20 protein-coding genes and 1 riboswitch are annotated in these 23,318 nt (G+C 54.3%); of the genes, 3 read left to right on the top strand and 17 right to left on the bottom strand.

The genetic code is table 11. The features are described from left to right. Nucleotides 1-78: 78 nt before the first annotated feature. Nucleotides 79-318, top strand: a complete 240-nt coding sequence (locus HMPREF1207_RS24570; protein ID WP_009672440.1) for a hypothetical protein — start codon at nucleotides 79-81, stop codon at nucleotides 316-318. Between the two features lie 64 nt (nucleotides 319-382). On the opposite strand, the gene HMPREF1207_RS24565 is transcribed toward HMPREF1207_RS24570, so the two are convergent. From HMPREF1207_RS24565 to HMPREF1207_RS24555, 3 genes are all read right to left on the bottom strand, one after another. Then, nucleotides 383-2,029, bottom strand: a complete 1,647-nt coding sequence (locus HMPREF1207_RS24565; protein ID WP_009672526.1) for an alpha/beta hydrolase family protein — start codon at nucleotides 2,027-2,029, stop codon at nucleotides 383-385. Nucleotides 2,030-2,207: 178 nt separating this feature from the next. Further along, complete coding sequence (locus tag HMPREF1207_RS24560; RefSeq protein ID WP_009672372.1) at nucleotides 2,208-3,185, bottom strand: GNAT family N-acetyltransferase; 978 nt, start codon at nucleotides 3,183-3,185, stop codon at nucleotides 2,208-2,210. A gap of 170 nt (nucleotides 3,186-3,355) precedes the next feature. After that, a complete protein-coding gene (locus tag HMPREF1207_RS24555) occupies nucleotides 3,356-4,108 on the bottom strand; it encodes an SDR family NAD(P)-dependent oxidoreductase (RefSeq protein ID WP_009672454.1) in 753 nt (250 codons plus the stop codon). A 162-nt stretch (nucleotides 4,109-4,270) separates the two neighbouring features. On the opposite strand from HMPREF1207_RS24555, the gene HMPREF1207_RS24550 reads away from it, so the two are divergent. Then, nucleotides 4,271-5,167 carry a LysR family transcriptional regulator gene (locus HMPREF1207_RS24550; RefSeq protein WP_009672519.1) on the top strand — a complete coding sequence of 299 codons (897 nt, stop codon included), beginning with the start codon at nucleotides 4,271-4,273 and terminating at the stop codon, nucleotides 5,165-5,167. A 142-nt stretch (nucleotides 5,168-5,309) separates the two neighbouring features. Here the strand turns inward: HMPREF1207_RS24550 and HMPREF1207_RS24545 are convergent, their stop codons facing one another. Together HMPREF1207_RS24545 and HMPREF1207_RS24540 are read right to left on the bottom strand one after the other, a co-directional pair. Further along, on the bottom strand, nucleotides 5,310-6,551 hold the full coding sequence (locus HMPREF1207_RS24545; RefSeq protein WP_009672409.1) for an MFS transporter: 1,242 nt from the start codon (nucleotides 6,549-6,551) through the stop codon (nucleotides 5,310-5,312). A gap of 309 nt (nucleotides 6,552-6,860) precedes the next feature. Beyond that, nucleotides 6,861-7,103: a KGG domain-containing protein gene (locus tag HMPREF1207_RS24540; RefSeq protein WP_009672500.1), complete on the bottom strand. Its 243-nt coding sequence runs from the start codon at nucleotides 7,101-7,103 to the stop codon at nucleotides 6,861-6,863. Between the two features lie 194 nt (nucleotides 7,104-7,297). Between HMPREF1207_RS24540 and HMPREF1207_RS24535 the strand changes: the two genes are divergently transcribed. Further along, nucleotides 7,298-9,610, top strand: a complete 2,313-nt coding sequence (locus tag HMPREF1207_RS24535; protein ID WP_009672403.1) for a glycoside hydrolase — start codon at nucleotides 7,298-7,300, stop codon at nucleotides 9,608-9,610. 89 nt (nucleotides 9,611-9,699) lie between these two features. Here HMPREF1207_RS24535 and HMPREF1207_RS24530 read toward each other — a convergent pair whose 3' ends face one another. From HMPREF1207_RS24530 to HMPREF1207_RS24475, 12 genes are all read right to left on the bottom strand, one after another. After that, nucleotides 9,700-10,581 (bottom strand): metallophosphoesterase, encoded by an 882-nt coding sequence (locus tag HMPREF1207_RS24530; RefSeq protein ID WP_009672539.1) that lies wholly within the window; start codon nucleotides 10,579-10,581, stop codon nucleotides 9,700-9,702. Between the two features lie 129 nt (nucleotides 10,582-10,710). Then, on the bottom strand, nucleotides 10,711-12,150 hold the full coding sequence (locus tag HMPREF1207_RS24525) for a sensor histidine kinase (RefSeq protein ID WP_231392177.1): 1,440 nt from the start codon (nucleotides 12,148-12,150) through the stop codon (nucleotides 10,711-10,713). Next, a complete protein-coding gene (locus HMPREF1207_RS24520) occupies nucleotides 12,143-12,865 on the bottom strand; it encodes a response regulator transcription factor (RefSeq protein WP_009672550.1) in 723 nt (240 codons plus the stop codon). Before HMPREF1207_RS24520 ends, HMPREF1207_RS24525 begins: the two co-directional genes overlap by 8 nt. Nucleotides 12,866-12,996: 131 nt before the next feature. Then, complete coding sequence (locus HMPREF1207_RS24515) at nucleotides 12,997-13,683, bottom strand: response regulator transcription factor (protein WP_009672471.1); 687 nt, start codon at nucleotides 13,681-13,683, stop codon at nucleotides 12,997-12,999. Next, the gene (locus HMPREF1207_RS24510; RefSeq protein ID WP_009672567.1) at nucleotides 13,680-15,158 is read right to left on the bottom strand and encodes a sensor histidine kinase; all 1,479 of its coding nucleotides are present in this window, start codon (nucleotides 15,156-15,158) and stop codon (nucleotides 13,680-13,682) included. Before HMPREF1207_RS24510 ends, HMPREF1207_RS24515 begins: the two co-directional genes overlap by 4 nt. Before the next feature lie 14 nt (nucleotides 15,159-15,172). Then, nucleotides 15,173-15,919, bottom strand: a complete 747-nt coding sequence (locus tag HMPREF1207_RS24505; RefSeq protein WP_009672459.1) for an ABC transporter permease subunit — start codon at nucleotides 15,917-15,919, stop codon at nucleotides 15,173-15,175. Further along, on the bottom strand, nucleotides 15,912-16,649 hold the full coding sequence (locus HMPREF1207_RS24500) for an ABC transporter ATP-binding protein (RefSeq protein ID WP_009672370.1): 738 nt from the start codon (nucleotides 16,647-16,649) through the stop codon (nucleotides 15,912-15,914). The genes HMPREF1207_RS24505 and HMPREF1207_RS24500 overlap by 8 nt, the downstream gene beginning before the upstream one ends. A gap of 90 nt (nucleotides 16,650-16,739) precedes the next feature. After that, nucleotides 16,740-17,654 carry a hypothetical protein gene (locus HMPREF1207_RS24495; RefSeq protein ID WP_009672441.1) on the bottom strand — a complete coding sequence of 305 codons (915 nt, stop codon included), beginning with the start codon at nucleotides 17,652-17,654 and terminating at the stop codon, nucleotides 16,740-16,742. 220 nt (nucleotides 17,655-17,874) lie between these two features. Continuing rightward, on the bottom strand, nucleotides 17,875-18,891 hold the full coding sequence (locus HMPREF1207_RS24490) for an ABC transporter substrate-binding protein (protein WP_016424050.1): 1,017 nt from the start codon (nucleotides 18,889-18,891) through the stop codon (nucleotides 17,875-17,877). Continuing rightward, on the bottom strand, nucleotides 18,888-19,694 hold the full coding sequence (locus HMPREF1207_RS24485; protein WP_009672428.1) for an ABC transporter ATP-binding protein: 807 nt from the start codon (nucleotides 19,692-19,694) through the stop codon (nucleotides 18,888-18,890). Before HMPREF1207_RS24485 ends, HMPREF1207_RS24490 begins: the two co-directional genes overlap by 4 nt. Further along, nucleotides 19,691-20,872: a FecCD family ABC transporter permease gene (locus tag HMPREF1207_RS24480; RefSeq protein ID WP_009672561.1), complete on the bottom strand. Its 1,182-nt coding sequence runs from the start codon at nucleotides 20,870-20,872 to the stop codon at nucleotides 19,691-19,693. The genes HMPREF1207_RS24485 and HMPREF1207_RS24480 overlap by 4 nt, the downstream gene beginning before the upstream one ends. Before the next feature lie 98 nt (nucleotides 20,873-20,970). After that, a riboswitch (cobalamin riboswitch) is annotated at nucleotides 20,971-21,172 on the bottom strand. Nucleotides 21,173-21,275: 103 nt separating this feature from the next. Then, complete coding sequence (locus HMPREF1207_RS24475) at nucleotides 21,276-23,192, bottom strand: ATP-dependent DNA helicase (protein WP_009672543.1); 1,917 nt, start codon at nucleotides 23,190-23,192, stop codon at nucleotides 21,276-21,278. Nucleotides 23,193-23,318: the final 126 nt, after the last annotated feature.

Below are 23,318 nucleotides of genomic sequence, written 5' to 3'. Positions count from 1 at the left end.
ATTTTGAAGGGGTATCCTTTTGTAGGCCGTCTAAGGGTTAAGAAAGTAAAAAGAGGCAAGTGAAGGAGGCGTTTGACAATGGCTGCATATATTTTCCGGTTTTTAAAGCCGTTTGTTCTGCTGGGAGTCATTCTTGGGGTCATCGTGTTTATTCTGAACGTGCTGGGTCTGGAAATTCCGATGGTCGTCGGAAATACGACCTACCGCGGTACAGAGGCTGCCATCATGGAACTGATCGGAATTCCGGTCGCCCTCGTTCTGTTGGGTACCATCATCGGGTCAATCGCTTATATGTCCAATAACAGTCAGAAATACTAAACACCCGCCGCTCAAAAATTGCGGCAAACAAAAAAGCCTGATCACCAGGCTTTTTTTGTTTGTTTTATTTTAGAACCGACGCGCTGCCGTTGATCCACGCCGCGATATCTGCGATAACCGTGTCCGGTACGTTCGCGGGAATCTTGTAATTCCCGATGCCGTTCTCCAATTTGCCTTCCGTAAACAAATGCGTCAGCTTCGGGTACGTTTTATAGGTAACGGCCGCGTTCCCCGCGTATACTTCCTTCCAGCCCTTCAGGCTCACCAGCGGCACCTGAAAGTCTTCTTCTCCCTGCAGCACCAGCATGGCTGCGCTGCGAAGTTTGGCTTCATCGGCCGGTGAATAACCGCGGATATCGTGCCACCAGTAAGGATTCGGCGGCAGCTCGAAAGCGGCCGGAGGCGACTTGGGATCGAAAGAATCGGCCTTCACCAGCTCCAACTGCTTACGGTAATAGGCCAGCTGTTCTTTCGGAATCATCCCGCCGAGTTCTTCGTGCTCGTAAGAATCGATCTCCGTATAGCGAGGATCGGCTCCCGCCAGCACCACGGCTCCTTTGATAAGCGACTCCGTGTCCTTTGCCAGCAGCCGCGGTATCATCCAGCCGCCTCGGCTGTGGCCTGCCGTGTATATTCGGCCGGGATCGATGTCCGGATCTAAACGGGCCGCCTTGACCGCCTCAAGCACTGGTTCCACGAACTCGTCCCCGATCGTGTAAAGACCGTTAAGCTGCGCGAAATGCTCACGGGTCGTCTTGTCCATCCGAAGCGTGGCTACCTGCTGATTTGCCAATCCGACAGCGAGATCCCGGAACGGCTTTTGGGCGAACACCGTGCTGTCCCGGTCCAGTTCCCCGTCGCCCTGCAAAAGAATCACCAGCGGAAACGGGCCCGTTCCGGCCGGAACGGTCAAGGTGCCTTCTACGGCACGGTCGCCGGTTCCGATAACCATCCTGCGCTCATTATAAGCGCCGGGCTTGTCGTACGAAGGCGCCTTATACCCTGCGAAAGACATCCCCGCATAAAAATCGTCCACATAGCCGTCCTTGTCGAACCGGATCTCCAGATCGAAATTCATCTGCGGGCTTTCAGAGGTGAGGATGACAGTCCGGTGGACTGCGTTGCTTTCGATCCGCTCTTGGGTGATCGGAAACTGTGCAAGCTGTTTAACCAGCTGGACCGTTCCTTCCGGAAGTCCGGCTTCCTTGAATGCGTCGTTCGTTAGGGCGTCTGTGCCTGCACAGTTGTTTTTTTGAAGCTGCGTTACAAAGGCTCGGGCTCTTGCAGCGAGATCGCGGGTCGGGATCTCCAGCTTTCCGCCGCGCCAAGCCGCTTCAATGCCGAACGCTTTAACGGCTGTTTCCCGTTTAATGTAGGCGATGCTGTCAAGCAGGATCACTTCATCCGGCGCTAAAGGTATGCCTTCCAGGCCGGCCGCAGGCATACCGGATTTCGCAAGAACGAAGCTAAGAATATGCTTGTCTTTGGCGGCCGTTACAGTCCGTTTGGCTTCGTCCCATTCAATGGGAATGCCTACCCATTCGCAAAGCGCGCGAAGCGGCAAGTAATCTTCTCCGGCAGCCGAAGCCTGTGAAGCGAGTGTCTGCGGGATTTTCCCGTCCTGGGATGCCATGGCGGCTACAGGTATGCAGCTGCCGACAATGGCGGCTGACAAGACGATAGTAAGCATACGCGGTGGTTGTATTTTCATCGGTGACTGTACCCCTTTACTGGTATCGTGTTGCTTCCAGCGTAACGGATTCGAGAGGAAGGTCCCATCGATTTCCATGACAAAATACAGGGGGCAGCTTACAAAATTGTAAGCTGCCCTTGTTGGTCACCAAACAGCCAAAAACCTGCCGGATAAAGCCGGCAGGCTTCGAAACGTTTTATTCGAGGATTTTAAACATGCGGTAATAGCCCGGGACAGGCACATAACCGAGCTTCCGGTTAATAGTAAGCATCGGCGCATTCTGGGAGTCGTTGTTCGTCCGGATATAGCCGTAGCCCCGCTCCTTTGCCAAATAGATAGACGCGCGTTTGAGTGCGAGAGCGATGCCTTTTCCTCTGTAATCCCCGTCTACACATGTATAGAGATTGTAAACGCTGTTGGTTTCCTTCATTTCATACAGCTCGGCGGCCCCGACAGGTTTGTTTCCGTCCAAAGCGAGCAGAAACAGCGACGGATCGAAGCTTTCCCGTTCCAGGCTCTCTTTACGCCACTGGCTGTACCACATAAATTCTCCCTCGGAGCCGGGAATGTCGGGGTAGGTTTTCCGGTAGAGCTCATAGATCCGCTTCTCCATCTCTTCTCCCGGATCTTGCGCCAGCGTGGTCAGCGTGATCCCTTCCGGCGCGTCTGCCGATCCGCCATCTGTCTCAGGCGCCAGCCCGTCCAATTCGATGAGGGATTCAAACTGGTGACGGTCCCTGACAAAACCGCGTCCGGACGCATAAGCTTGAGAATCCAGATCATCGTCGCGGACCATACCTACGATTTTATCGGCGCCGTTTTCGTCCGCATAGGCAGCCAGCTTCGCGTAAATTTCGCGTCCTATGCCGTTTTTCCTTTCAGCCGGATCGACGAGAACCTTTTGGTACAACGTACCCGGAGCCGTCCAGGAAGCCCGCCAGGAGCAGCCGTAGCCGATAATTTTACCCGACTCGTTAACGGCCACAAGACGCTGGCGGTCATGGCCGGTCAGTCTTCCATTCTCGTCACGTGTCAACGCGCCCTTCTGCGGAATCGCGGCGTCCTCTTCACGCATGCGCTGTACCGTAATCGGCTCTGAATAGAATGTACTAAGCAAAACGGCCGTGCCTTCGTAGTCTTCGGGTATGTGCATGTTTCGGATCGTAATGACCATACCATTTCTCCTTAATGACTTTTTTCCCAAATCATACCACGATCACCGGCAAAAAAACGGGTGAAATTGATTTTACATAAAGTTTACTTGGGATGGAGGATTTCATAAAAAAAGCCCCTCTTCCGGATGAAGAGAGACTTTTTGCCTGATGGTATGGGGAGGTAATTTTCTTATTTAAACGATGCGTACCCTTGGTCGACCATGACTACGCTGCCGTTAATGGCATCCGCTTCTTCCAGCGAAAGGAGGTAGACGGAGTTTGCTACCGTTTCCGGCTTCGTTAACTCGCCGCCCATCACTTTGGCTTTCATGCTTTCGAGCATGCCGTTATCTTTGAAGCCCTGGATGATCGGTGTATCCACCGCGCCCGGCGCTATCGCAATGACACGGATGCCGTGAGGAGCAAGCTCCAGTGCCGCCGATTTCGACATCATGATAACGGCGCCTTTGGTCGCATGGTAGGCGAAAGTTCCGGGAGAAGCAAGGAAACCGAAGACCGATGCGGTATTGATGATCACACCTTTAATGCCAAGTTCTTTCATTTTGTTCCCTGCGGCCATAATACCGTATGCGACTCCGTGCTGATTGACCGCGATTGTTTTGTGATACAGATCCATGTTTTGAGTCAAAACTGGCCCGGCGCCGCCGATTCCCGCATTGTTGAACATCACGTCGATACGGCCGTACTTGGCAACCGCTTCATCTACGAGAGCTTGTACGCTTTCTTGACTGGAAACGTCGACTTTAACGAAGACCGCCTCTCCGCCTTCTTTTTTTATGTGCTCGACGGTTTCAATACCGCTCGCTTCATTGAAGTCCGCTACGACGACTCGGTCGCCTTTGCGGGCAAATTTTAAACAAGCTTGACGGCCGATACCGCTTGCGCCGCCTGTGATTACTGCTACACGTTGAGTGGTTGTCATAAAAGTTCCGCCTCCAAAAAAATCTTGTCTGGTATATCTGTCGGTGGTGTGCGCTTTGTCACACGTTGACCTTGATTAGATCGTATCATATACTCAAGATTAATTATATTTCACATTAGTTAACTAACCTTAACTCAAAGTTAACATCAAGGAGACGTCGGAATGAATCTGGAACAACTGGAATTCATCGTAGAGGTAGCCCGCGCGGGAACATTGACCCAGGCTGCGCACAATAAACATATGACGGTAGCGGGAATCAGCCGATCCCTATCTTTCCTGGAGAAAGAACTCGGCGTACGCATCTTCAACCGCTCGCGTACGGGAGCGGTTCCGACACCGGAGGGGCAAATGATACTCGACAAAGCTGCGGCAATCCTAAGCCAGGTCCATCAGCTGCAAGCGGAGGCGAACAGCTACGGAAAGCTGCAAAACGCGAGGCTCCGGGTGGCTACGATTCCGGGCCCCGTCTCTCTGCTCGTCGATACGCTGACGGAACTCAAAAAAGATTTTCCCGGCATCCGGCTGGAAATGATCGAGAAGGGCACCAAAGAAATTATCGAGGATGTGCGCCATAACCGCGTCGATATCGGGTTTATTTTGTTTCCGGATACGATTCTGGAAAAAAACGCATGTTGGCATGCCGAACCGCTTGTCGAAGGGCGCATGGTCGTCGGCGTGAGCCGGCATTCCGCCCTGGCCTCGGCAAAATCAATCTCGCTGAACCAGTTGGCCGATCATCAGCTTGTCCTTTACCATGACGAGTATATTGCCCGGTTTATCGCCACGCTCGGCGATTCCGTAAATGTGCTGTTCACGAGCAACAATATCGACGCGATCCTGAAAGCGGTCCGGGAAGGAATCGCCGTCACGCTCGGAACGGATTACACGTTTTACGGGAACCCCGATTACGAAAACGGCGATATTGTGATGGTGAACGCGGAGCTTCCGGGCGAACAGCCTTCGTATCTTTGGTGCATCCATCCCAAAGAACAGCCCTACTCCCAAGCCGCTTATCTGTTCGTCAACCGGCTCAAAATGCAGCTTAACAGGCGGCGGTAATATTCCGTACGTTAAGAGACTTCCTGTTTCACAATATGACTATTCGCAAGGAGAAATGCTCTTTCTTGAGGGAGCACCGACTATTTCGAGCAAAAAAAGACCTATGTCCACGGACATAGGTCTTTCGGTTTATTACGGGTTGCTACCGTCTGCGAAGAACGCGTCCGAATACGAACAGGATGGGCAGCAGCAAGACCGCCGCCGTCGTAAGCGACGCCCGGACGGACAGCCGGTTGCCGATCCAGCCTACGAACGGACCGCCCGCGGTCTGGCCAAGCGCATCCGATTGGCTCATCATGGAGAGCACCGTCGCCCTCGCCCGGCTCTCGATGTTAAGATTGAGCCAAGTCTCGAAAAGCGGAGCGCTCACCGTTCCGATGACTCCTACGGCGAGCAGAGACACCAGTGCCCAGCCGAAATTCGGCGAGAAGGCGAACGACAGGACGGCTGCGATCCGCAGCGCCGTCAGCACGAACATGCTTTTGAATACGACACGCTCATCCAACGTATTCAGCCGCTTCTCGGCGATCCACATCGCGAGCATGCTCAGCAGGATCGTCAGGACGGAGATAAGTCCGAACCAGAGAGCAGCGGACAAAGACAGTTCGGCCGGGAACTTGATCTCTTTCAAGAGATGCGCTTCCCACAGCCGGTCATAGCCTTCGGATGCCGCTCCGCTGAATACGGTCACCGCCAGCATCATCAGCAGGACGGGCCGGGAGGAAATCTCCCGGGCACCGGCGAGCCAGGTAGACTTGAGTTCCGTCCACGGACCGCTTCCCGGCGGCCTCTGTTGACGGACGAACTTAGTCTCCTTCATGTGAAGGAGGAGATATACACCCAGTGCCGCATATATGACGCCGCCTGCCAGAAACGGCAAGTTCGTAGCCAGCGTAGAAAGTCCCACGCTGATTCCGATTCCGAACAAAGCCGCGGTCAGCGTCCATCTTTTGGCACGCATAAAGACCGGGCCCGCATGTTCTTCACCGACTTCGTCGACGAACCAGGCGGTATCCGCGCCGCTGAGGAACGTTTCTCCAAATCCGCGGATAGCCTCGGAAATAAGCACCCAGACGAACAACGAAATAACGGGCACGACAGCCCCCGCTCCTATCACACTGCCCTCCAGCAAAAAACTGCCGCTCATCACGAACATTCCGAGGATGACCGATTTTCTGCGGCCATACGTATCCGCCACTACCCCGGTAATTCCTTCGAACAGGAGCACGGTCAGCTCCAGAACGGTTCCGACAAGCAGGAGTTCCAGCGGTGTCAGTCCCAGCGTCTGGATAAAATACACCGCATACGTCGTAAACATGACACTGTTAGCCAATGCAAGGCCGAATTTTAATCTTAAATAAACTTGTGACGCGTGTAAATTCATGAATCGGTCCGCCTTTCAGGCAGACGGCACGTCACGTTTTTTGTATCCACTTATCCGCTCATCGGCAAGCTTATCGTACGTGCCGTCTTCCCCACTTTTTGATTTGTTCTTTTCTGCGCGGGGTTTTCATTTGAGCTTTTCTGCATGAACGACACCTCCTGAATAGATTGCTTTCTATTATAAACCGCCCTTGCCAAAAAGTAAGGTTAAAGTTTGACTATAATTAAAAAAGCCCGCCGGGATTCCGGCGGACTTTTTCCATAGCTTATATGATAAGGGTCACTACGCGTCCGATTGTCTGCAGTTAGATTAGTCGCGGTCGCGCTGGCGGGCTCTTGCTTCGCCGCCTTTGCGTCCGGCTTCTTCGCGGCTCATTTTACCGTCTCCGCCGCTGTTGCCGCCGTTTCCGTTATTTCCGTTGTTGCCGCGTGCTTCGCCGCCTTTTTGACCGATTTCCTGATAAAAGTCTTTATCGTGGTTTTTTGAGGTTGTTTCTCCACCCATACGTCCTGCTTCTTCACGGCTCATTTTGTTGTCATCATTACGTGCCATTTTGAATCACTCCTTACAGGTATTGAATTTTTTTGGCAGTGTGGCGTTGCCTATGTATTATTTACCCTTGGTCAATTATTTGAAACAAGCTTTTTCGCCGCATCAGGACGGTTCTTGGCACAATGGTGTAACAAACCTCCGGTAACATACATTTTGCCGTTCTAACGGCAGTTCAATTACAGGAGGGTATTACGATGAGAAAACAGCTTACATGGAGCCTTGCCGCGATTTTGTGTGCAGGGGCCGCTGCGGGATGCGAAGGCAGGGAATCGGCGAAAGCGGTTATTTCGGCGACCGGCGCCTATGCGCATAAAGATTTTACGTTCGACGTCAGACCCGAAACTTTCGAAATCACGCTGTCGAGAAACGGGGTGAAGGAATCCGTCTCGCTGCCCCTGCCGGTCTCGCCCGTCTCCCGCGTGGTCCGCAAAGCGGATACCGTAACCTGGAGCATTCCCGGAAAAGCGGACATTCAAGTTCGCAAGAAGGAGAATTATCTCGATGTCACGATCACCTCGACCGGAGCGGAGACGTTTCAGTGGCCGCGGGTGACGGCGGACAGCTACCTGCTTCCTCTGGGCGAAGGCAAAAAAATTCCCGCAAACGATGCAAGCTGGATGCAATTTTTAAAGGAAGAAACGCTGAATTGGAGCGAATCGTTTTCGATGGACTTTTTTGCCCTGAACAAGCAAGCTTATTCCATCGTTTACATCGTCAAAAACAAATTTAACAACGAGGTTCGTTTTAAAGGGGATTCCGCCATCGGTTTTGATTTCAGCCATGAGTTTCCTTCCCTCACCCCCGATAAAAGTTACGGATTCCGGCTGTATGTGACGGACAACGATCCGGTGTCGGCCGCGAAAACTTATCAGGCGTACCGGCATGAAATGGAGCCGTTTCTGACTCTGGCCGATAAAGCCAAAGCGAATCCGGAGGTTGCGAAATTATTCGGCGCGCCGCATATTTACTTGTGGAACGAGCAGCTGCTGGCGGAAACCGACGTGGACTGGAGCAAAATCCGGAGCCGGCTGGAATCCCCGCTGGGGCCTTGGATCGCGGAGCTTCTGGCCGCTCATACGGAGGACGGAGCCGGGGAATTCAACTCCGTCCTGAAACAGATGCGTGCGCAGGACTATTTCGACGCCTACCAGAAAAAAATCGTCCTGCGCGCCATGAACGCCGTGCTAAAGTTGAAACCCTTTTACAAGGCGGAGCTTTTTCCCGATCTGGATTCCCAGACTCTGCAGCTGGCCGCAAAGGGTACGGACCGTTTAAGCAAGCAGCAAACGTATGAACTGAACAAGAAAATTCTGAAGAGCGCACTGCAGGATGCCGTGACGGATATCGGCACATGGGGCGAGGACCATTCGGCCAAGCTGGTCGAGGACATGAAACAGGCCGGTATCGCCAACGCCTGGATCGGTCTGCCGAACTGGTCAGACGGTCTGATGAATCCAGGATTTGTCCGGAAAACGAATGAGCAGGGATATCTCATCGGTCCGTATGACTCCTATCATTCGATTCAACAAAAAGAAAATCCGTCGTGGAACACCGCTTATTTTCCGGATTCTACCCTGTACGAGCAGGCGACGATTGCCAAGAAAGACGGAACCAAAATCGGCGGTTTTCTCGGCAGAGGGAGAAAGCTGAACCCTGCGCTTTCCCTGCCCAGCGTGAAACAGCGGACCCAGGCGATTTTGCAGGACGGCATCGCCTTTAATTCCTGGTTCATCGATTGCGACGCGACCGGGGAAATTTACGATGACTACACGGCCGCGCATCCGACCACGCAGCTGCAGGATCTCAAAGCAAGGCTGGAGCGGATCGCCTATATCGCCAATGAGAAAAAAATGGTGGTCGGCTCCGAAGGCGGCAGCGATTACGCTCACAACACGATCGCATTCGCCCACGGTATCGAGACACCGGTCATTCAATGGGCAGATCCGGACATGAGAACGGACAAATCGAGTGAATATTATGTAGGCGATTACTATTCGCCCCAAGGAACGATACCGGAGCGCTACGGCAAGCAGGTGCCGATCAAACCGTTGTATCATACCATTTACACGGACCCGGCATACTCGGTTCCCCTGTATAAACTGGTGTATAACGACTCGGTTATTACGACTCACCACTGGGAATGGGGCAGCGACAAGATTAAAGGCGAAGTCGGAGACAGAATGCTGAAGGAACTGCTGTATAACGTCCCTCCCCTCTATCATCTGGACCGGCAGGTCTGGGAAAAGGAAAAAGCGAGAATCACCGCCTACCTGAAGGTGTGGAGCCCTTTCCACAAAAAAGCGGTGAACCGGGAAATGACCGGTTTCCGGATTTTATCGGAAGATCGGCTTGTCCAGCGTACGGAGTACGGGCCGGATTTGAACGTCACCGTCAACTTCTCGGACAAAGAAGCCCGGATCGGAGATCAGGTCCTTCCCGCCAAATCCGCCGTTATCCAGGACGGCCCGGACCAGATCCGGTTTGACCCGCAGATTTTACTGAAATAAATAGGCTCCTTGCAAAAATGCCCAGGCGAGTTATCCGTCAGATAACCGCTTCGGGCATTTTTATCGTTAGGGCGCGGACATGCGAAAGTTTAAGACGGACTGCCGGGCTTGCGCGACAGGGTAAAAACGGACAGCTCCGGCTCGCTTCCCAGACGGATTCTCATCCGTGTCGTTCCCGCTCCCCGGTTTACATACAAGAGCCGGCTGTCGCCGGTTTCGCCGATTTCATACATGCCCGACTCGTATTTCTCGGCCAGCCTTGTCTTAACCGGGGCGTCCAGCACGGGCAGGCGAACCTGGCCGCCGTGGCTGTGGCCCGACAGCTGAAGATCGACGGGGTACGGCAGGAGCCGGTCCGCCACGTCCGGCTCGTGCACGAGGAGCAAGTTGAACTCCTCCTTATTCAGGCTGGATAAGGCCTTCTTCTCGTCTGGCCTTCCGAGCAGATAATCATCCAGTCCCGTAATGGTCATGGCTTTGCCGCCGGGCCCCTTCATACGGTACGCCTCGTTGACAAGCACGCGGAAGCCCGCCCGCTGCATAAGCGGCGCAAAGAAGGGACTGCCTCCTCCCCCGCGGTCGTGATTGCCGTACACCGCAAATTTGCCGAGCGGAGCATGGATTTCGGCCAGGACGGACGAAATTTGCTCCCGGCCGGCTCCGTACCTGCCCATCGAATCGAATAAATCGCCGGTAAACACGACAATCCCGGGTTTTTCGCCGTTTATAAGAGCGACTGCTTTTTTTAGCTGCTGCAGGGTAAAATCCGGTCCGATATGCGTATCGCTGAATTGAACGATTTTTGTCCCGCTGAAAGCTTCCGGAACTTTGCCGGAATAGACACTATGCCGCGTGACGCTTAGCCTCGCAGGTTCTATCCGGATTGCGTAAAGTACCGTTCCCATGAAGAAAATTATCACGATGAGGCCCAGGGCCAGTGCCGTTTGTAACCAGGATTTTGTTGTGTTCATGCCGCTGCCATCCTCCACATCTTGCGTGCGTACGCACGGGTTCTCGTACGAAGCCGTTAAGACATACGTCCCGCATCATCGTAACGCCCCTGTGTTACATGAAGATGACATCGCAAAAAACACTTCCGCTCATCCGGGCGGAAGTGTTTTTTTATCGCTTTGGATTTCCGAAGAAACGAGCGGCAGCGAGAATGTAAAGACGATCTCCTCTTCCTGCGCCACAGCGGAAAAAGGAACCCCGAGCTTCTGCAAGAGAGTGCTAGCGATAGAAAGGCCGAGGCCCGTGCCGCTGAGCCGCTTGTTTCTGGAACGTTCCCTGACGTAAAACGGCTGCCAAAGGTTGTCGATATCTTCAGGGAGCAAGCCGTCTGTGCCGTTGCGGACGGAAAACGTCAGCCGGCCTCCCCTTTCTTCGAAGCTGGCTTTGATCCGTCCGTCGGCGGTATACTTCACGGCGTTGCTCATAAAGTTATCGAGGACGGTTTCGACTTTTTGCGGGTCGCTCCAAACCCGGGAAGAGCCCCCTTCGGGAGTTTCAACCTCAAAGGCCAGCCTGTTCCTGCGGATCTCGATGGCGTATTTAGCCGCCACCTTCCCGAACAGGAGCTGGAAATCGAAGGCCTCCGGCCGGTTCGGGTCGTTTTTCATCCGCGCGAGCTCCAGCAGCCGGTCCACCAGACCGGCCATTTCATCGGCTTGTTTATGGATCACGCCCAGAAAAGTTCCGTCGTCCATACCGTCCCGGATGCCGGACGAATAAGCCTTGATCAACGCAATCGGCGTTTTGAGTTCGTGGGAAATATCCGAAATAAACGTCTGCAGATTGTCGTTCTGACGCTGCAGTTCTTCCCGGGCCTCCTTCAGCTTGAGGCTCATCTCGTCCATGCTTCGTGACAACAGCTCGATTTCATCGCCGGTCCGTACGTCTGACGTCTGAAAATCAAGGTTCGAGATGGCTTCCGCCGTCTTCTGCATAGCCGTCAGCGGCCTCACGATTTGTCTGGCGGTGAGCCACGACAATCCGATCGTCAGCAGCAGCGCGCCCACCGCGATATACAGGTTGAACCGGTTGACGGCTTGAAGCGATTTCTCGGAATGGGCCACGAAATCTCCGACGAGAAAGACAGTCTGACCGATGTTCAGCAGCGTGACCAGGTAGCTCGTCTCGAGCTTGCCTTGATCGTATATTTTGTACACGGGTTCATGACGGCTCAGCTTATCCAGGCTATCCGCGGTGATCCAGAACTTCGCCAGCGTAATTCCTTCCTTGTTCAGCTGCGTCCGCACCGCATCATTAAACGCATTCACGTTCGCGTTCCCGCCCGCGGCCGCGTTGAAATCCAGGGAAACGATCGTCACTTGGTACTCCTGCTCCAGCCTGTTTTTGTCGAGGACAAGCGCGGCCGCGTCCTTTTGCAGCATTTCGCCCGTCAAGGCGGCCAAATTCATTTTTTTCTGGTAGAGCATGTATTTGGGCAGAAAATATTCGTTCACCAGGAAAGACAGGACAAAAACGAAACAGACAAGCAGCGAGAGACGCCAAAACAGCTTACGGCTCAGCTTATTCATGCACACCGTGGCCTTTCTCCTGCTCCTTGCGTCCGGCAAGCTCCCGGGTGGGTTCCTGGGGTTCCTGGGGTTCCCGAGGTTCTTCCAGGCTGTAGCCCATGCCCCGGTGTGTCTTGATGAGCCCGCCGCCGATTCTCTCCCGCAGCCGCCGAATATGCGTATCGACTGTCCGTTCCTCCCCGTCGTAATCGAATCCCCACACATGATCCAGCAAAGTTTCCCGGCTCAAAATTTTTCCTTTATGCTCCAGCAGACATTTCAGCAGCAGAAATTCCTTGTTCGCGGCTCCCAGATCGGTTTCCCCCCTGAAAATTTTACCGCCTTCCATGTCTACGCGCAGTCCGCCGATATAAATGTCCCGTTCCGCCCGGATTAGCTTTTTGGCCCGCAAAAGAAGAATCTTCGGCTCGAAAGGCTTGCGCACATAATCGTCCGCCCCTGTCAGCAGAGCGTTCCATTCGTCTTCGCTGCCGCTTTTGGCCGTCAGCATCAGCACTTTGGCCGCGTGGCGTTTTTTAATTTCTCCGCAAACCCGGATTCCGCTTACGCGGGGCATCATCCAATCGAGCACGGCCAGATCGATTTTATGCGCAAAGCAAATGTTCAACGCTTCTTCCCCGTCCAACGCCGTGTAAACGGTAAAGCCTTCTTTCTGAAAATATAAGGTTAAAATCCGGAGCATGTCCGGATCATCGTCCGCGATCAGGATGTTCAACTCAGCACCTCTTCCAAGCCGCTCTCATGCGGCTGTATTCCCGTCTACCATTGTGCCCCGTCTTTCCCCGAAAAGCAAAAAAAAGCAGGCTGCATCCACCTTCCTGCTCTTGTTTGCTTCCCGGAAATTGCCTATAAACGGAAGCGGTAGCCCGCGCCCCATACGGTTTCGATATACTCGGAGTTCGAAGAGTCCAGCTCGATTTTCTCCCGCAGCTTTCGGATATGGACGGTAACCGTCTGAGAATCGCCGAGCGAATTCATGCCCCACAATTTCTCGAAAAGATGATCCTTGCTGAACACCCGGTTGGGGTTGCGCGCGAGAAACCAGAGCAGATCGAATTCCTTCGTCGTCAGCGTAATTTCACTGCCGCGCAGAAAAACCCGGCGGGAACCGAAATGGATCACAAGCTCCCGGATGGACACTTCCTCCTTGCTTTTCGGGGGACCGATCAGCCGCTCGTAACGGGACAAATGGGCCTTCACACGGGCGACGAGTTCGGCGGGTTTGAACGGTTTGGTGATATAATCGTCGGCCCCGAGACCCAGACCCCGGATAATGTCGATGTCTTCTTTTTTGGCCGTGACCATCAGAATCGGAATGTCTCTTTCTTCCCGGATTTTCCTGCATACCTCAAACCCGCCGATGCGGGGAATCATGAGATCCAGGAGGATCAGATCGTAGTTTCCGCTCAAGCCGAGACGCAGTCCGTTCTCCCCGTCCTCCGCGATTTCGACTTGGAACCCGTGAACCTCCAGGTAATCTCTCTGCAACTCGGCTATAAGCCGCTCGTCTTCCACGATCAATATGGATTTCATACGGAATCACTCTCTTTATTCGTTCGGATCGGAAGCATGATCGTAACACAGCTGCCCTCGTCGGGAAGGCTGCTTGCCCGGATCGTACCCCCGTGACCGTCGATAATCTGCTTGGAAATGGCGAGACCGAGGCCGCTGCCTCCGGTATCGCTGTTGCGCGACGGGTCGGCCCGGTAAAACCGCTCGAAGATATACGGAATAGATTCCGCATCGATTCCCCGGCCGTTGTCGGATATTTCGATACGGACTTCCTGCCCGGTTCCCAGAACCTTCAGGCCGATCTGTTTATCGGGTTTATTCATATATTTGACGCTGTTATCTACGATATTCACGAAAACGCGCTTGATTTTGTCCCGGTCTATCGCCAGTTCCGTATGCGGTTTCAGCCTGATATCGGCCGAATAACGGATGCCTTGTTTACCGAGCTCGAATTCCAGCTCCGAAGATAAATCTTCGATAAACGCGTGCAGATCAACCGCCTCGAAATTGAACGGCAGCCGTTTTAAATCAAGCTTGGAGTATAAAAACAGCTCGTCGATCAGGTGATCCATCTCCTCCGCTTTGGAGGTAATAATGCCGATATATTTCTCCCGTTTCTCGTCAGTATCCGCAATGCCGTCCCCGAGCCCTTCAACGTACCCCCGTATGGCCGTCAGCGGAGTGCGGATATCGTGGGAAATATTCGAGATGAGCTCTTTGCGGTTTTCTTCATATTGAAGCTGCGTCTGGATGGATGCTTTAAGCTTCATCCTCATCTGCTCGAAAGCCGCGCTCAGCTCCCCGATTTCATCCCTGCCCGAAGGCACGACCCGGGAATCCAGATCGCCGGCCTCTATCCGCTTCATGGCGGCTTTCAGAGTATTCAGCGGTTTAATGATGCTTCTGGAAACGAAATAAGTCAGCAGCGTATGCGTAAGAATGAGAATGACGATTAAAGCGATAAACAAGATCGGAAAAAACTTCCGGGCGAAAGTGACGAACGGGCTCACGGCCGTCACGACGAACAGGCTGCCTTTCTGACCGTCTTCAAACTTGAAGTCCGCATGAACGACTTCGACAAGCTGTTTGCCGATCCGCTCGGGCTTGGCCATGACCACGTTCCCCGGCCGCTCATATGCCGGCAGCTTCTTAAGAAGCTCCGGATAAGGAAAGGCGGCGGCCGCGTAGACGATCTCATCGCCTTTGCGCAGGATTAGATTGGACTGGTTCCGCTGCAGCTCCCCGTCGATTTCCGCCAGGTAAGACGCATCTGTCCATGCCGCGGGGTTAATTTCCGTCGTGCGTTTGATTTCTTTGAGCAGCCGCTCGATGCCGCGGTTCTCGAAACGGCTTTCGCCTTCCCCGTACTGGTCTTTGATCGACTGCAAATCCCCGCGGAACACCACGACGAGAAGCATTGCCGTTATGAGCATCATAACGAGCGGGATAACAAGCATCGCGGCATACGAAAGCAGCAGCTTGAAACGGATAGACATAGGCTTTTCCCCGTTCACACTTCTTTTCGATCAAATTTATAATAACCGAGGGCAAAAAACAAGAGGCTGCTGGAAAGCAGAAACAGAGCAGCCGTCATCCGTCTTCCCGCCGGTACCCCGTCATTCAGCCAAAGCAGATGCCAATCCGTGTAAGACACGGGTGAGAACGCCGGGAAAGATTGGACGAGGAAAGGAGCCAGCTTGGCGGCCGCATACAACACGATGCCGAAGACGACGAATCCGCTGGCACTTTTGAAAAACTGCGCGGCAAAAACAAATACGGCCGACAGGGCCAGCATGGCGGCAAACGCGGCCGCATACGCTTTGGCGGCTGACAGTCCTTCGGCTAAGCCCAAAGGCGTTCCCGTGAACATCGCACACAGCAGCGTACCCGCAAAGAGCAGCGCCAGCAGGACAGCGACGGCGGTTCCCTGGGCGGCCACCTTCGCGGTGAATACGTGAAAGCGCGTGTTGGGACGCAGAAAAGCGAGTTTAAGCGTTCTTGAAGCGACTTCGTGAGGAAACTGGTCGCCCGTAAGCGTCAAAATAAAGAGGGGAATCCACAGCGCCGTGTAGAAACCGAGCGTCTGAACGGGAAAAGACCCGCTAACCGCCATCAATCCAAGCAAGGGCTCAAGCGCTTGTAACGAGACGGCAAACAGAATAGGAAGCAGGACGGAGACCGCCCCGAAGATGCCGATCTTTTTCCGGTACAGCAGCAAATAAAGCTCGTTCACGTAACCCGCTTTCCATCTATGCACCTTGAAGCTCCCCCTTGTCCCGGATTTCTTTCATGTAAAAATCTTCGAGCGTCCCGCCTTCCAGCACCAAACCGGAGACATCCGCTTCTATCCTCAGGCTGCCGCCGGCCAGAATTCCCGCCCGGCTGCAAAGCTGCTCGAGCTCGTGGATCATATGGCTGGAGATCAGGAACGAGGTCCCTTCTTCCGCCGACATCTTGCGGATCAGACTTCGGAACACCACCGTTCCCTCGATATCCAAGCCGTTCGTGGGCTCATCCAGCAGGACAAGCTTCGGCCTCGACAAAACGGCGGCCGCCAACGCCAGCTTCTGTTTCATGCCTGTCGAGAAGCCTTTGATTTTCTCCTGCCGAACCCGAAGCAGTCCGACGGTATCCAGCACCTCCTCCATCCGCTGTCCCGTCACCTGCGGATAAAAGCGTGCGGACTGCCGGAGATACTGCCAGGCCGTCAGAAAATCGGGAAAATCGGCCGATTCGATCATGCAGCCGACATTTGCCATCGCCTGCTCGTGATGGAGGTTCCTGTCGGCGCCGAACAGGGTAACCGTGCCGCCGTCGGCCCGGACCAGACCCGTGATCAGTTTCAGGAGCGTGGTCTTACCCGCTCCGTTCGGGCCGAGCAGACCATAGACGTCGCCGGCCTCCAGCCGCAGGCTGACCTCTCTTATTCCGCGTCCGCTTCCACGGTATAGCTTCGTTAAGCCGCTGACCTCCAAAATAGGTTGCATCCGTATAATCTCTTCCTTTCTCGTCCGGAAGCCGGCAGACGTCCTGTAACCCCCGTCTATCGGCTGCGGACGAAACAATATGCAGCTGGTTCAGCCGTTTTTGCCCTGCCACTTGTTCCGGTGCTCGGACTCTATCGGTTGTACGTTTTTGCCGTTCAGATCCACCGTATCCGGCGTGGTGCAATCATATCCGGACAGATCCGCCTGAAGATGTACGACGACTTGATGAGTTTTGCCGCCGGCATCCTTGCCGGATACGGTCAGTTCCGCCTCCTGGTGCTGAATATAGTTCGAAGGACTGATCGTCGCGTTGACGGCCACCTTCTCCAGGCGAATATCATCGGTCAGCTCGGGAGCGGCCCCCTTCAGAAAATCGTTGCCGAACGGGTTGGCCGTCGTGTCAGCTTTCTTCTCCGGCTGTCCGTGCTCCTTAGACGCCTGCTTGATGACGATCGGCGCAATCGCCTGAACAACAGCGGGCAGCTGAGCGCCGTCCAACTCCGCCGATACGCGCTTGCTCCCGTCCTCTTTCACATCAACGGCGACATAATCTTTCAGATTGCCGACCAGCGCGTCGACCACGGTTTCCACGTGCTGCGGCATTTCTTTTTCCGCGGAGTCTTTAAAACGCTTATGCGTTTCGGCCGCCGCATCTTTTACATAATACACATCGCCGCTTCCCGGTTTGAAAATGGCTTGATCACCCTGCTTGTAAAATTGAAGCGCTTGTTTCGCGCCGCCGGCGGAAACTTCACCCGCACCGCTTGCCGAGCCGCCTTCCCGGCTCATTTTAAACGTCCCGTTTGCGCTCAGTGCCACATTCCCGTTGTCCTGCAAAGATCCTGCTGCCTGAACAGTCACACTTTGGACTGTCTTGGTGTTCTTCAACGCGGACTTGTAGGCGTCGTACCCTGAAGTTCCGGCCATGGCGCTTATTCCCGTCGTGACCATCATGAGACTGCTGATTCCGATTACGCTTCCCAGCACAAGCCATTTCTTGTTCATCTTCATCCTCCTGAACCATTCGTATTTGACTTCCACTGTCATCATAGGCAACAAAAATAAACCCCTTATGAAGCATCTATTAAAACTTTCTTAAATCATTTTCCCAGGATCATTTTTCAGATTCATCGCATAAAAAAAGCCCCTTTCGCAGGGGCTCATTTCATTCCATCGGCAGACGGCTTTTAACGGCGCTGCCCAAAATCGGATGGGAAAAGAAGGCTTATTTTTTATGTACTTTATCGGGATATAACCCTTCCGCCAGCGTCTGGAGAGCGATCGGGGCGCGGATTCCTTCGGAAGCGGCCGACAGAGGGAGAACGAGCAGGCGCTTGTTCTTAATCGCCGGAATATCGGCCAGCTCCCTTTTACCCAGAAGAAGCTCTTTTTTCTTCTCTACCGGCGTATCGCCGTAATCCATAATGACAATCACGTCCGGGCTGCGGCTGACCACCTCTTCCCAACTGACTTCGACCCAGCTTTTCTGAATATCGTCGAAAATATTTTTGCCGCCGATCATGTTGATCAGGCTCGTAATGTAGGTGTTGGCCGCCGTAAAAGCTTTGTCTTCGCCGTTGTCGTAAATGAACACCTTCTGAGGAGTCCCGACCGTGCCGATTTGGTCCTGAATGTCTTTCAAGCGCTGTTTCATGCCGTCCACAAGTTCATTCGCTTTGGCCTCCACCCTGAAAATGCGGCCGATGTTCAAAATATCCCGGTACACATCCTCCAAGGTTGGAGCGGCTTTATTGGAAGATTCCTGCACATAAGTCTGAACCCCCTGTTTGGCGAGTTCTTCCCGGGTGCCCAGACTTTTCTCCGTAAACGCGCTTTTCCAGCCCGCATAGGCAAAATCCGGAGCGGCCTCCGCGAAAATTTCCTTGGACGGATAGGTTTTGGCGAGAACGGGAACCCGGTTGTAAGCTTCCTGCAGCTCCGGGAGGATCTGATCGTCCAGATAAGCGGTGCCGGCCATGTTTTTCTCCAGACCGAGCGCAAGCATTACTTCCGTAGCATGCTGATTTAAAGTGACGGCCCGTTTGGGCGCTTCCGAAAAATGAAGCTTCTGCCCCATATTATCAAGTTCTACGGCTGCCGCCGGTGTTCCCGTTGACTCCGCGGTCCCTCTCGGTACAAGTTCTTTGGTTGAATCGGAAGCGGAGCAGGCGCTTATAGCGGCCATGCACACAAGAGTGAGGCATAAAAATAAAGAAAGTTTAAGAGATCGCATAAGATTCAAAAGGATTCCTCCGTCTGTTTTAGTCCGGCGTTATAAAAAGATTCCGGCAAGTACGTAATAACCGGCTTGCCTGTCAGGGCGTGCCGGTTCACCTCGGCGTGAACGCCGAATATGTCCCGGAGAACAGCAGGGACGAGAAGTTCCGCGGGCGTTCCTTCCGCCGCAATCCTGCCCTCGCTGATGATGTAGAGACGGTCGCAATAGTAAGCCGCCATATTCAGATCGTGAAGGGCGGCCAGCGTCGTGATCCCCAGCGAGCGGACAAGCTCCATGATCTGGAGCTGGTAGCGGATATCCAGGTGGTTCGTGGGCTCGTCCAGAATCAGAAACTTCGCCTGCTGGGCCAGCGCCCGGGCGATAAGCACCCGCTGCTTCTCGCCGCCGGACAAGGTCGCGAAGCTGCGTTCTCCGAAGTGTCCGAGTCCGACCGTTTCCAAGGCCCGGAAGCATATTTCCCGGTCCGCTTCCGTATCGCTTTCGTACCATTTCTTGTGGGGATATCTTCCCATCAGAACCATGTCCGCCACGCTGAAATCGAACTCGACGGAAGATTCCTGGCTGACGACGGCCATCAGTTCGGCCGCTTTTTTGTAGGGCAGATTCAGCAGCTCCCGCTCATCCATAAACACTTGTCCCGCGTCCGGCTTAAGCTCGCGGTAGACCGTTTTGAGCAGGGTCGATTTCCCGCTCCCGTTCGGGCCGATCAGGCCGATAAACTCGCCTTCGCGGACGGCCAGGTTTACGGAGTCGAGGATTTTCCTGGCGCCTATGCTCAAAGTGAGATGATTCGCTTCCATGTTCATTTAGAAGCACCTCCGAACGCGTATGAACTTCTGCGGAGCAGCCAGATGAAGAACGGGCCTCCGCATATCGCCGTGACGATGCCGATCGGCAGTTCTTCCGGCGCAAGCGCGAGCCTGGCCAGAACGTCGGCCCATATGACGTAGACCGCCCCGAAAAGGACGCTGACCGGAAGCACCTTGCGGTGGTCGGAGCCGAGCACCAGCCGGACGATATGGGGAATCATCAGGCCGACAAAACCGATTGAGCCGCTGACGGACACGATCGTTCCCGTGATCAGCGCGGTCACGATCACCAGACAGGTCCGGAACGCCGGCACATTGACCCCCATCGTTCCCGCTGCGCCTTCCCCCACGAGAAGAGCGTTCAACGACCGGTGCTGAAAGAGTAGGAAAACGATACCGGACACCACGATCAGAGCCGGTGCGGTGAGGTATTCCCACTTCGCGCCGGCCAGGCTGCCCATCAGCCAGTAAACGACGGAGCGGATGCCTTGGGCGTTCGGCGCCATCGTGACGATGAAGCTCGTAAACGCCGACATCATGCTCGCAACGGCTGTTCCCGCAAGCAGCAGCCGGGTGGTCGAAATGCGGCCTCCTACCTTGGCGAAGGTAAAGACAAGCGCCATCGCGACAAGGGAGCCGATAAAGGCCGAAACCGGCAGCGCGTAAGCGCCAAGAAACGAGAAGCCCCCGAACAGCAGAACAAGGGTAGCCGCAACCGACGAGCCGGACGATACCCCGAGTATGTAAGGATCCCCGAGCGAATTGCGGATTAGCGCCTGGATCGTCACTCCGACCGCGGACAGGCCCGCTCCTACGACAAGACCGAGCAGGACGCGGGGAAAGCGGATGTTCCAGATAATATGCTCCTGCGCTTTCGTCCAATCCCGCTCGATCAGGCTGCCGATTCCCGGCATGTGAGACAGAGCGATCTTCCAGACCGTGACGGGCTCGATCCGAACGGAACCGAGCATGACGGCTATCGTCACGGAGATCACAAGGAGAAGCGACAAGCCGCCCAGCAAGAGCGGAAAAGCGGTTAGAGTGCGCGCCGTCCCGTATTTTTTTGCGGATGCGGAGCGGGCGCCCCTGGCCTCCCCGGTCTCCCGTACCGTTTCTTTATTGCAAACCGATTGCAAGTCCTCACCTCGACCGTTGATATTTTTAGGGCTGTCCATGCAAAAAAGCGCCTCCCCCTTCGTTTACAGACAAAGGGAAAGACGCTCGTAATTTCAGTACAGAACGCATCTAACACCTCCCTATCTCCCGTAGGTTGCTCGTGTTACGGATACAGGCAGGTCTCCTGGCTATCAGCGTCATCATCGGCAGCAGTCTTCCCGGCATGGATACCAGTGACTGTGGTTGCTGCGACTCTTCTGTTACAGTGGCGGGACCGCGCCGGTCTTGCACCGGACTTCCCTATTAAGCTGTACCGCGTTAAGATTCCAACGGCAAGCACCTGTACCGACTTATTCAATTCATCGTCCGGCCTATATTTTACTTGAAATACGGAATGTGAACCGGAAGCATCTTGTCTATCATAGCGGAAACGTCATAAATCGGCAACATTTGACATCCCGCTTAATGCGGAAGCAGGCCCTGGATCTGCTCTCTGACCGTAGGATTATCCAAATCATGACCGAGAACGGACACCATGCCCCGGTCATCGCGTGACCGGATTAAGCGCCCGATGCCCTGCCTCAGGCGGAGCAGCATGTAGGGCATGTCCACGTCTTCGTACGGCTGAGCCGAATCTTTCCGCTTGGCCGCAAAGACGGGATCGTCCGGAGGAAACGGAAGCTCCCAGACGATTACATGGGACAAGGACGGTCCCGGAATATCCAGTCCTTCCCACAGCGTTACCGCACAGAGGACACTTTCTTCGTCGTTCTGAAACGACGAGATGAGGTGGCTGATTTCCGCCGAGCCTTCAAACAAAAACCGGAAATCGGCGGACTCGGGATACCGTGTCATGTTCCGTTTGAAATCGCCCAGCGCCTCGCGGGACGGGAACAGGATAAGCGCCCGCCCGTCGGATTCCTTGAGCAGTTCCAGAACCCGTCCGGTCTTGTCCTCTTCCGGCTTGTCGGGATACAGGTTCGCCTTCATTTGGGCGCTGTAATCGTAAGGGGAGGGAACGGAGAACGAAAGGAAGCTTTCGATGCCCAGGCTGCCCGCCATATAGTCGAAAGAGCCGTTGACGGACAAGGTCGCCGAAGAAAACACGACCGGCATTTTTTTCGAAAAGACGCGGTCTCTTAAAATTTCCTTTACCATTTTCGGCATGATGACCAGGGTGATTCCGTCGGAATCCTCCGTAACCCATGAAATGAGCTGACCCGGCTTATCGAACAAGCTCAAAGCAAGCTGAATCATTTCCAGGTGTTCCTCGACGATTTTGAGCTGGTAATCGTCCAGTGTGGACAGTCCGCTTTCGAACACAAGCTCTTCCTCAATCACGTCGATCAGCTGCCGGAACCGGCTTACTTCCCGTTTCAATTCTTCGCTCCAGGCGAATTCCTTGCGTTCCGAGGCCGGGACGGAATAACTGCTCTCGTCCAGCACGCGGAACAGCGTTTCACTCTGGACGATGGCCTCCTCGATGGCCAGGGCCAGCGTTTCTCTGACTTCGCCTTCCAGAAGCCGGATGACGATGCTTTCAAATACCGAATGCTTCAATTTGTAGGTGAGCGCGTTTTGCGCAGCCGTTTCAAGCAGATGCCCTTCGTCGAATACGACGGAACTGTGGTCCGGCAGAAGAGGAAGCTGGCCTTCCCGTTTGCGGGCCTCGTAGGTCCAGACGTGTTCCATGTAGAAATCATGGGAACAAATAATCAGGTCGGCGGATTTGCGGTAATGCTCGCGCGACAACGTCTGGCCGCAGCGATGCCGCTGGCTGCAGACGAGGCAGTCCTGGAACACGTCCCAGCCGATACGTTCCCACTGCTCGTCCGTCAGCTCGGGGTACTCCTTGCGGTTGCCGTACGGATAGAAGGACTGGAGCGTGTCCGGGTAGTGGACGAACGAAGGAAGGCCGTGATAAATCTCGCTGAAAACTTCCTCGTCGTCAAAAGCGCCGCCCCGGGTGTCGTCCAGTTTATTCAGGCAAATGTACTGATGCTGCGACTTGCCCATCCGGGCGTCAATCGTCAGATCGAGATGCCGGGCGAGCTTGGCGATGTCCCCTTCGGGTTTGACCAGTTGCTCGATCAGCGACTCGTCGGCACAAGCGATAATCGCGGGTTTTCTCGTATAACGCGCATAAGTAAGAGCGTAAAGCAGATACACCAGCGTTTTCCCGGTTCCCACTCCCGCTTCCGCAAAGATGGTCTGTTTCTCCTGGTAAGCCCTCTCCAGTTGAAACGCCATATAAATTTGTTCGTCTCTCACTTCAAAACCGGCTTCCGGCAGAAGCTCGTAAAACACGTCGGCAATCCAGTCGCTTGCCTGCTGAATAAAAGGTTTCGTCGGATCAAATGCAAATGGATAATTTCTCAATCTGGCCGTGCCTCCACATCATCGTTACGTACATCTGTCCATTATACCGCAAAAGATCCCGCTGCGAATCCTCCTTTTCTTAGAAGCGCAAAATAAAAATCCGCCCGGAGGCGGATTCAAAGTTTC

Origin of the sequence: Paenibacillus sp. HGH0039, assembly GCF_000411255.1 — a bacterium.
In the GTDB taxonomy this organism is placed as follows: domain Bacteria; phylum Bacillota; class Bacilli; order Paenibacillales; family NBRC-103111; genus Paenibacillus_F.
The sequence above is the reverse complement of the archived record's forward strand: the minus strand, read 5'-3'. Positions and strand labels throughout refer to the sequence as shown.

Bases quoted from the DNA above. Each gene is read 5' to 3' on its own strand.
- HMPREF1207_RS24510 (WP_009672567.1), bottom strand. From the start codon at position 15,158: ATGTCTATCCGTTTCAAGCTGCTGCTTTCGTATGCCGCGATGCTTGTT.
- HMPREF1207_RS24500 (WP_009672370.1), bottom strand. From the start codon at position 16,649: ATGCAACCTATTTTGGAGGTCAGCGGCTTAACGAAGCTATACCGTGGA.
- HMPREF1207_RS24495 (WP_009672441.1), bottom strand. From the start codon at position 17,654: ATGAACAAGAAATGGCTTGTGCTGGGAAGCGTAATCGGAATCAGCAGT.
- HMPREF1207_RS24515 (WP_009672471.1), bottom strand. From the start codon at position 13,683: ATGAAATCCATATTGATCGTGGAAGACGAGCGGCTTATAGCCGAGTTG.
- HMPREF1207_RS24560 (WP_009672372.1), bottom strand. From the start codon at position 3,185: ATGGTCATTACGATCCGAAACATGCACATACCCGAAGACTACGAAGGC.
- HMPREF1207_RS24550 (WP_009672519.1), top strand. From the start codon at position 4,271: ATGAATCTGGAACAACTGGAATTCATCGTAGAGGTAGCCCGCGCGGGA.
- HMPREF1207_RS24480 (WP_009672561.1), bottom strand. From the start codon at position 20,872: ATGGACAGCCCTAAAAATATCAACGGTCGAGGTGAGGACTTGCAATCG.
- HMPREF1207_RS24555 (WP_009672454.1), bottom strand. From the start codon at position 4,108: ATGACAACCACTCAACGTGTAGCAGTAATCACAGGCGGCGCAAGCGGT.
- HMPREF1207_RS24485 (WP_009672428.1), bottom strand. From the start codon at position 19,694: ATGAACATGGAAGCGAATCATCTCACTTTGAGCATAGGCGCCAGGAAA.
- HMPREF1207_RS24565 (WP_009672526.1), bottom strand. From the start codon at position 2,029: ATGAAAATACAACCACCGCGTATGCTTACTATCGTCTTGTCAGCCGCC.
- HMPREF1207_RS24545 (WP_009672409.1), bottom strand. From the start codon at position 6,551: ATGAATTTACACGCGTCACAAGTTTATTTAAGATTAAAATTCGGCCTT.
- HMPREF1207_RS24535 (WP_009672403.1), top strand. From the start codon at position 7,298: ATGAGAAAACAGCTTACATGGAGCCTTGCCGCGATTTTGTGTGCAGGG.
- HMPREF1207_RS24530 (WP_009672539.1), bottom strand. From the start codon at position 10,581: ATGAACACAACAAAATCCTGGTTACAAACGGCACTGGCCCTGGGCCTC.
- HMPREF1207_RS24525 (WP_231392177.1), bottom strand. From the start codon at position 12,150: ATGAATAAGCTGAGCCGTAAGCTGTTTTGGCGTCTCTCGCTGCTTGTC.
- HMPREF1207_RS24570 (WP_009672440.1), top strand. From the start codon at position 79: ATGGCTGCATATATTTTCCGGTTTTTAAAGCCGTTTGTTCTGCTGGGA.
- HMPREF1207_RS24540 (WP_009672500.1), bottom strand. From the start codon at position 7,103: ATGGCACGTAATGATGACAACAAAATGAGCCGTGAAGAAGCAGGACGT.